Source organism: Psychrobacter sp. CAL346-MNA-CIBAN-0220 (assembly GCF_040309805.1).
Lineage (GTDB): Bacteria > Pseudomonadota > Gammaproteobacteria > Pseudomonadales > Moraxellaceae > Psychrobacter.
Map to the genome: position 1 here is coordinate 1 of NZ_JBEOPF010000595.1, position 247 is coordinate 247.

Below are 247 nucleotides of genomic sequence, written 5' to 3' on the forward strand. Positions count from 1 at the left end.
GTATTATTCGGCTGTTTTTGTGTCTGTTTGTAGCTGAAGTTGTTTATCCTGCTGAGCACCAAACCAAAATGCACTAATGATACTCAAGCCCCAATTGGCCAAAAATACCCAGGTTAACGCCGACATGCTTGAGCTGCCGGTGTCGAGTGCGACCTCTGATACTGCAGCATAAATTGAGGCTAAATCGTTGCCGATATTGCCCGCTAAAATTTGCTCTGCAATGACTTGTGCTCGACTGATCATCTGG

The 247-nt window shown here is 45.7% G+C and carries 1 protein-coding gene; it reads right to left on the reverse strand.

All coding sequences use genetic code 11. From position 1 onward, the window contains the following. Positions 1-3: 3 nt before the first annotated feature. A partial coding sequence (locus AAEY88_RS14940; protein WP_350563652.1) for a hypothetical protein occupies positions 4-247 on the reverse strand: 244 nt, incomplete at its 5' end.